Origin of the sequence: Nocardia sp. NPDC059180 (assembly GCF_042754945.1) — a bacterium.
Lineage (GTDB): Bacteria > Actinomycetota > Actinomycetes > Mycobacteriales > Mycobacteriaceae > Nocardia.
The window spans coordinates 285855-293139 of the sequence record NZ_JBHZBU010000009.1 but is presented as its reverse complement, the minus strand read 5'-3'; the positions used below and the strand labels follow the sequence as shown (position 1 = coordinate 293139).

The 7285-nt window shown below is 68.8% G+C and carries 7 protein-coding genes and 1 pseudogene; 7 read left to right on the top strand and 1 reads right to left on the bottom strand.

Annotated features, from left to right (window positions below; all coding sequences use genetic code 11):
* The 6 genes and pseudogenes from ACFXNW_RS25840 to ACFXNW_RS25815 form a co-directional block, all read left to right on the top strand.
* Positions 1–797 (top strand): annotated as a pseudogene (locus tag ACFXNW_RS25840) (hypothetical protein); the annotation flags it as partial.
* A gap of 33 nt (positions 798–830) precedes the next feature.
* Positions 831–1169 carry a PE family protein gene (locus ACFXNW_RS25835; protein ID WP_379420373.1) on the top strand — a complete coding sequence of 113 codons (339 nt, stop codon included), beginning with the start codon at positions 831–833 and terminating at the stop codon, positions 1167–1169.
* Positions 1170–1200: 31 nt separating this feature from the next.
* Positions 1201–2175, top strand: a complete 975-nt coding sequence (locus ACFXNW_RS25830) for a PPE domain-containing protein (protein ID WP_379420372.1) — start codon at positions 1201–1203, stop codon at positions 2173–2175.
* Positions 2172–2963, top strand: a complete 792-nt coding sequence (locus tag ACFXNW_RS25825) for an ESX secretion-associated protein EspG (RefSeq protein WP_379420371.1) — start codon at positions 2172–2174, stop codon at positions 2961–2963. Before ACFXNW_RS25830 ends, ACFXNW_RS25825 begins: the two co-directional genes overlap by 4 nt.
* A 90-nt stretch (positions 2964–3053) precedes the next feature.
* Positions 3054–3344, top strand: coding sequence for a WXG100 family type VII secretion target (locus tag ACFXNW_RS25820; RefSeq protein WP_379420370.1), 291 nt, complete (start codon positions 3054–3056; stop codon positions 3342–3344).
* A gap of 56 nt (positions 3345–3400) precedes the next feature.
* The gene (locus ACFXNW_RS25815) at positions 3401–3688 is read left to right on the top strand and encodes a WXG100 family type VII secretion target (RefSeq protein ID WP_379420369.1); all 288 of its coding nucleotides are present in this window, start codon (positions 3401–3403) and stop codon (positions 3686–3688) included.
* 65 nt (positions 3689–3753) lie between these two features.
* Here the strand turns inward: ACFXNW_RS25815 and eccE are convergent, their stop codons facing one another.
* The gene (eccE, locus tag ACFXNW_RS25810) at positions 3754–5520 is read right to left on the bottom strand and encodes a type VII secretion protein EccE (protein WP_379420368.1); all 1767 of its coding nucleotides are present in this window, start codon (positions 5518–5520) and stop codon (positions 3754–3756) included.
* Between the two features lie 244 nt (positions 5521–5764).
* Here eccE and eccB point away from each other — a divergent pair, with 244 nt between their 5' ends.
* Positions 5765–7261 carry a type VII secretion protein EccB gene (gene eccB, locus ACFXNW_RS25805; RefSeq protein ID WP_379420367.1) on the top strand — a complete coding sequence of 499 codons (1497 nt, stop codon included), beginning with the start codon at positions 5765–5767 and terminating at the stop codon, positions 7259–7261.
* Positions 7262–7285: the final 24 nt, after the last annotated feature.

The window sequence follows — 7285 nt, the reverse complement described above, 5'->3', positions numbered from 1 at the left end:
GGGATGCTGGCGTTGCGGGATGCGCTGCTGGTCAGCTACCACCGGGCGCGGCTACAGGCCACCACCGCGGGCACCGGGGGGCGCTTACCTCGGCGACTGCCGTGGTGGCCAAAACCCGCGGTGAACTGCTCGGCCATTCGGGGAATATGACTCAGGCGGGCAAGAAGGTCGCCGTCACGGGAGCGCCGAAAGGCGTGGACTCGATGCAGCAGGTGATGCAGTTGCTGCAGATGGTCACCCCGCTGATGACGATGGCCAGTACCGGAGCCCAATCCATCGGCCAGCTCGCCGCGGCCAATACCTCGCTGCTCGCGCCGAAACCTGTGGACGGTGCGGAGAATCCGGACGGGAAGAAGAACGGCGAACCCGGCAAAGACCATCCGGGTGGGGCAGGCGGCGGTGGTGTCGGCGGAGGCGGCGTTGGTGGAGGTGGTGTTGGACCTGTTGCCGCACCGTTGAGCCCGTGGCCAGGCACCCGCACCGCCGGACTCGGCGCAGTGCCCGGTGCGGCCGGCGGATTCGGTGCCGCCGCCGGTGAGGCGGGCATGGCCGGCGGACGTTCGGCGGCCGCCACCGCGGGCACCGGCCCGTCCATGATGCCGATGGGGGCCGCGGGCGCTGCCGGTGCCGCCTCGGGGGTGCGCGGCGCGGGCGACTCCGGCGATATGCCGAACCACCTGATATCCGGTCAGCACGGCGACGAGGTCGTCGGCGATATCGACGGGGTCTCGCTGCCGGTGGTCGGCGCGGCCGAACAGCACTCCGAAGCACCACCCGACAAAGAACTCACCCTCTGACGCAGTCAGCACGGTCCGATCCAGGAGGTTGTCATGGTCCGCAGTGGTGTGGATTTCGATGGGGTTCAGTTCGACGCCGCCGGTGCGCGTGCCGCCGCACTCGAGCTCGATGGTCTGGCCGACCGGCTGGAGCAGAGCTTCACCACCCGTGAAGCCGCATTGACTGTCGAACCGGCGGGCGCCGACGAGGTGTCTCGGGTCGTCGCGCAGACGATGAACGAGGTCGCGGTGTCCTTCGGCGACAGCACGGCCGCCGGCATCCTCGAGCTGCGCAAACTGGCCGCCATGCTGCGCAGTCAGGTCACCGAGTTCGGCCGGTCCGAAAGCGACAGCGCCGCGGGCTTCGATATGCCCTCGCGCGGAGCGGCGTAGCCCGCGCCGGGCGAGTCCACGGAGTTCTGTGATGATCGAACCACCGCAGCCCGGGTTCACCGGTGTGGTCTGGGAGGCGCGTCAGCCCGACCGGCTGGCGCGTGAACTCACCACCGGGCCTGGGTCGCTTCCACTGGCCGAGGCCGGCGCGGCCTGGGTGCAGATGGCGGCCGAACTCGGCACGGCGGTGCTCGATTTCGAACGGGTGGTGCTCGGACTGCGCGGGGTGTGGCAGTCGGGTACCAGCCGTGAGGTGCTGGACAAGGTCTCGCGTCTGCGCGACTGGCTGACCGAAGCGGCAGCGGCGGCGGCGAACAACGCTGTCCGTGCCGAAACCCAGGTCGCCGCCTACGAAGTAGCGCGGCTGGCCATGCCGAATTCCGCGGAGATCATCGCCCTTCAGGAGATCCAACGGCTGCTGGAGCAGGTCGGCGCGGCACTCGGTGCGCCGATCAAAGCCGTGGCCGCGCAGACCGATACCGACGCCGATGCCGCCAAGGCCGCCGCGTCACGGGTGATGCGCGGCTATGAGTCGGCCAGCGAACCCCTGGCCGAACCGTGGACCCAGCAACCGCCACCGGTGATCGTGTCCGCCGCCGCGTTGGAAGCCGAACAGGTCGCGCTCACCGCAGCGTCACCAAACAACCCGGCACTGCCTCCGGTCACGCCCGGCATGTTCGCGACCGGCGGCGGACTCGGACCGATCCCGCGCGCCGAAACCACCTATCAGGCGGCGTCTTACACCGAGACTTCCACGACCGAGACCGTGGAAGTGGTGGCTCCGCAGCAAGTTCCGGCCTCACATGCCAACGTGCCGATGGTTCCCGGTTCCCCCTTCGCTGCCGCGGCAGGCGCGCAAGAAGAGGAGTACCAGTCCAGGGCAGGCGACGCAGGCACCGACGCGCTCGGCGCCGACCTCGGCATCGTCTCCGCGCCCGCTGTCCTCGGCGCACCGGAAGCCGGTGCCCCGCAGACGGGACGTAGCGCATCGGGAGGTGGCGCGTGAGGGTCGTGACCAACGATGGGCTGCTCGCCGTCGCCGAACGCCTCGGCGTGCAGACATTGCCGCAGGTGCTGTCGGTGGCACCGCAGCAGGATGCCTACGACGAATGGGCCGCCGCCCAGCAGCGCGCGGTCACCGACCTGACCGGTGCGGGCGTCATCGACGCCTACGGTGAGGTGGAACCGAGCCTGGCCGACGCGCTGTTCACTCTGGCCCAGCCCGACCGCGAACTGGTCGCGCGGGTCTTCACCGGTGGTGCGCCCACCCGAATCTGCCTGGCCCGCCGTGGCGAACAGCACGCGCTCGCCGTGCGCACCGGTGACGAGTACGACATCGGCACCGTCTGGTCCGACGGATCAGGTGCCGCCCTCGTCCGGCCGGTGCTCGCCGCCCTCGGCCGGTGTGCCGCCGCCGACGTCGTCGATTTCAGCGCACCCGCCCTCGAACTCGGCGAGCGACTCGAAGCAGCGCAGACCTCGGCCGAATACGCCGACGCGCTGTACGCGCTCGGCGTCGCCGATCAGGACGCGCCCCGCTACGGCCTGGCCTTCGCGTCCTGCCATGCCTACGCCGAGATCGTGGCCTACGCCCACATCGACGGCGTGACGACCCGGCCGCCCGCGGCGGTCGCGGTATACGACACCGGGCACGGCCGCCTCGTCGCCGCGCCCGGGTTCGCAGCGGACCAGCAGGTGTGGTCCACGGTGACACCGGGCACCGATCACCGGATCGCCCAGGCGATATCGGCCCTGGTCGAGGCGCTGCCCGGGGGAAGGTGGCTGCCGCAGTAGACCCGAAGGGCGTGCAGTAGCCCGCCACTCTCCCGGCGGTGCCGTCCGGCACCTTCCGGGCACGGAAATCACAACACGAAAGGTTCGATCATGGTTTACGCCGATCACGTATCCGCCGACAAGGCCAAGGACGACATGGCCAACGCCGTGGAGGGCATGAAGTTCACGCTCAAGGCCATCACCGACGAGGTCAACGCGGCCCGCGGCTGGGAAGGCGACGCCCGTTCGGCCTTCAACGCCGCCGCCGACCGCTGGAACACCGAGGCCACCGAGCTCAACGGTTCGCTCAACCGGCTCACCGAGCTGGTCGGTGAGGGCAGCGCGACCTTCAAGCGCATGGACGCCGAAGGCGAAGACGAGTTCAACTACATCAAGATCTGACGGCCGCACGCCAAGCGCAACGGCCACACTCACTTACCGATCCCCGGAGGGTTCTGATGGAATACGACAAGGCTGCCATGACCACCCTGTTCGCCGATCTGCAGGGTTTCCGCAAGGCACTCACCGACAACGCCCGCGACATGTCCGACGCGGGCACCGCGCTCTCGACCGCGTGGGAAGGCAACGAGGCCAACAACAACTTCCAGATCGCGCACAAGGACTGGGACACCAAGTTCGAAGACACCCTGGTGATCCTGGACAACGTCGCCGCCGCGGTGGAGAGCGCGCTGCACCGCGCCCTCGGCACCGACGGCAAGATCGGCGATGGGTTCGCGGGCGTGTGATGTTCACCAGCGCCTGACAGCCGGTCCGGACGATCCGGGCCGGCTGTCGGCTGTTCGGGGCCCGTTCAGCGGGCGGCGGCGAGGGATTCGCCGATGTAGCGCATCTCGTCCGGGGTGGTGACCATGGTGACCGTCGCCGCGGCGGTGGAGGTGCGCACCGTGATGAGGTTCGGGGCGGCGGGGTTCTGCGACAACGTGACGTCGGCGTCGAAGTCGGCGTCGGGCTCATGCGGTCCACGTACCCGGACGATTGTCGCCCCACCGGTCAACGCCGTCGGCGCGATACCGTCGAACACCACGACGGTGGCGGTGCTGAATGCCGCACCGGGCGCTGTGGTAGCCGGGCTGTGCGGCTGAGCTGCCCCACCGAAGCGGACGGCCAATGACAGTGACTGTGGTGCACCGACATTGGCGACCATGGTCTGCCATGCCTCGGGCCGGTCGGTGTGCACGACCACATGTGCGCCGAGCGCGATGGCGCGCAGGATGACCTGCTGGGCCAGGTCGAGTTTGCCGATCACCTCGAGATGCCTGGTGCCGTCTCCGATCAGCGGTACCGCGATACCCTGACCGTGGCGGTCGGCGCCGATGAGCTGGCCGCAACCACCGGTCGGCACCGCGATGCCGGTGAGCGCGCTGAGCGGGCCGTGATAGTCGGCGGCGCTGTCGTGCACCACCGTCTGCGCGGGCAGCGTGTCGAGCAAGGCGCGGAACTGCCTGCCGCGCAACGGACGCAGCCCCGCCACCGGTGGTTCGCCCGGGTCGGTGAGGGTATCGAAGCGGACCAGCGCACCCAGGGTGATCGGCGGTGACTCGGCCCGCTTACCGACGCCCGGCCGTTCGGTGCCGGGCCGCAGGCGCACGGTCACCATGGTATTGAGGCTCGGCGTCGCCCAGATATCGGCGAAGCCGCGCGAACCGACCAGCTCCGGGCCGATCTCGTAGTTGGTGAGCCGCAGTTCGCCGTGCACCAGCGAGTGCTGGGTCTCGGTGAACCGGTCCAGCGGCACACCCCAGCACATCCGGCGTAGCGCGGCGTTCATCTCGCCGGCGGTGAGCACCGACACCGAGATGTCGTGGGCGGCGAGCCGATTGGCGACTCGCCGGGTGGCGATGATCGCCGTGCGCAGGCTGCCGGTCCGTCCGCCGCCCCGATTGTCCACCGCCTCGGCATTGGCCAGCGGGTCCAGCCGCAGCACCAGCCAGACGGTGCGATGAGCGATGGCGGGCAGCGGGCCGAGGATCCGGTCATAGAGTTGAGCGACCACGCCGTTGCCCGCAGTGCGCGCCCCGGTACTGATCACATCGATCGAGGTGAGCGTGATGTCGAACTGGCTCAAGCATGTACCGATCTCGGTGAGCGGCAGCACCTGATCGGTGCTGAGCGAACCGCGGCGCAGCAAGGTCATCGCATCGGGCGGCGGATCGATGCGCAACATGGTGACCAGCAGGTCGTTGTCCCAGCGCACGCCGTAACTGCCGCCTTCGGGCAGCGTGACGTCGAATGGCTCGGCCCCGGTGTCCGCGGGACCCGGCCGAGCCCGGCGCCAGCGGTAGGCGAGTGCCTGGGCCAGCATCCCGGCCAGGTTGCGTGGATCAGCCCGGCGCATCGGCGCCGCTCCCAGCAGCAGCACGGCGGCACCGGTGCCGATGACGGCGTACATCGGTGCGTCGAATGCCAGCGTCACCCACGCCGCCGTGGCGGCAAGCAGTGCCAGCGAAACCATACGCCGCAGCGGAATATGCCGGAATAACCAGAATTCGGGATCATGTAATGTCGCGTTCACCGCGATGTTCGGTCCGATTTCCCCGGATGAGTTTCTCGCCGGCATTTCGGCTCCGGTTTCCCGTTCGTTTACAAACGCGTTCACTATTAGTAGCCCTGGGTTCGAATTCCTGTGGCCGGATTTTCTCTTTTTCCGGGATCTGGAGAACTTCGACAATACCGCCCCGCAGGTGAAATCGCGGCGCGGAGATATCGCCCCGACCGGGTAACTCCCGCGCCGATTGACACCACCGTTTCGGCCGATACTGTAATTGCTCGATGAGGGGAGAACTCAGTTCTATGGAGGCCATGTGCCGGCACAGCTGACCACCCGGCAGCAGGTCAATGGATACCGATTCCTGTTGCGCAGGCTCGACCACGCGCTGGTGCGCCGAGACGTGCGGATGCTGCACGATCCGATGCGCTCGCAGTTGCGTTCGCTGCTGGTCGGTGCGGTGCTCGGTCTGCTGGTGGTCGCGGGTGCGGCGATCCTGGCATTCATCCGCCCGCAGGGCGCGATCGGTGACGCCAAGATCGTGATGGGCAAGGACAGCGGCGCGCTCTACGTCGTCGTCGCCGACAGCACCGGCGGCAACACGCTGCACCCAGTGCTCAACCTGGCCTCCGCCCGCCTGATCAGCGGCAGCAGCGAATCTCCGACCTCGGTCAAGGACGACAAACTCGCCGATATGCCCCGAGGGCCGCTGCTCGGCATCCCCGGCGCACCCTCCGCGCTGCCCGGTTCGGCGCAGGGCGAGCGGTCGGATTGGACGCTGTGCGACACGGTCGAGCTATCCATCACCGGTAGCGCCGCGTCGTCCTCGGGTGTCGACACGACGGTTCTCGCAGCGCGGCCGGAATTGAGCGAACGGATCCGTCAGGCCGGCACCGACGAGGCCGTACTCGTGCGGCGTTCGGATCGCACATACCTGATCTACCAGGGCAAACGGGCCGAGATTGATCCGGAGAGCAGCGTTATCGCAAGGGCGCTGAACCTGTCCGGTGAGCGTGCGCGACCGGCCGGTGCCGGCCTGCTCGGCGCCTCGACGCCGGTACCGCCGATCGCGGTCCCGGAGATTCCGAATGCCGGGAAGCCGGGGCCGGGCACGCTCTCCGATATCCCGGTGGGCGGCGTCATCTCGGTGGCGGCGACCGGCCGAGGTGAGCGGGCCGAACTGTATGTGGTGCTCACCGACGGTGTGCAGCACGTCTCCGAGTTCACCGCCGAGGTCATCCGCACCGCGAACTCGCAAGGTATGAGCCAGATCGAGACCGTCCCACCGGACGCGCTGACCGGCATCGCGGTGCTTTCCCAGCTGCCGGTCGACCATTTCCCGGCGGCCGTGCCGACGATCCTGTCCGCCGAGGACGCGCCCGTCACCTGTGTGTCGTGGTCCAAGACCGAACAGGCCGAGGCCGACGCCGTCGACGGTCCTACCGATCGCGCCGCCGCGAGCCTGCTCATCGGCGCCAGATTACCGATGCCCGACGATGCGCAGCCGGTTTCGCTTGCGACCGCCGACGGATCGGGCGATCGGGTCGACCAGGCCTATCTGCGGCCGTCATCGGGGGAGTTCGTGCACGTCACCGGCATGGAACCGGGTAGTCCACGGCGCGGCAGCCTGTTCTACATCGCCGATAACGGCATCCGCTACGGCGTGCCCGATATCGACACCGCGATGGTGCTCGGCCTCGGTGACTCGCCGGAACTGGCGCCGTGGGCGATCGTCGGCCAATTGGTGCCCGGCCCGGCCCTTGCTCCCACCGACGCGCTCACCCGTCACGACGTTCTGCCGCAGAGCAACTGATCCGAGGGGCCGGCCCACGCCTGG

Excerpts from the sequence above, each read along its gene's own strand:
- ACFXNW_RS25835 (WP_379420373.1), top strand. The coding sequence starts at position 831 with ATGGTCCGCAGTGGTGTGGATTTCGATGGGGTTCAGTTCGACGCCGCC.
- ACFXNW_RS25830 (WP_379420372.1), top strand. The coding sequence starts at position 1,201 with ATGATCGAACCACCGCAGCCCGGGTTCACCGGTGTGGTCTGGGAGGCG.
- eccE (WP_379420368.1), bottom strand. The coding sequence starts at position 5,520 with ATGCCGGCGAGAAACTCATCCGGGGAAATCGGACCGAACATCGCGGTG.
- ACFXNW_RS25820 (WP_379420370.1), top strand. The coding sequence starts at position 3,054 with ATGGTTTACGCCGATCACGTATCCGCCGACAAGGCCAAGGACGACATG.
- ACFXNW_RS25815 (WP_379420369.1), top strand. The coding sequence starts at position 3,401 with ATGGAATACGACAAGGCTGCCATGACCACCCTGTTCGCCGATCTGCAG.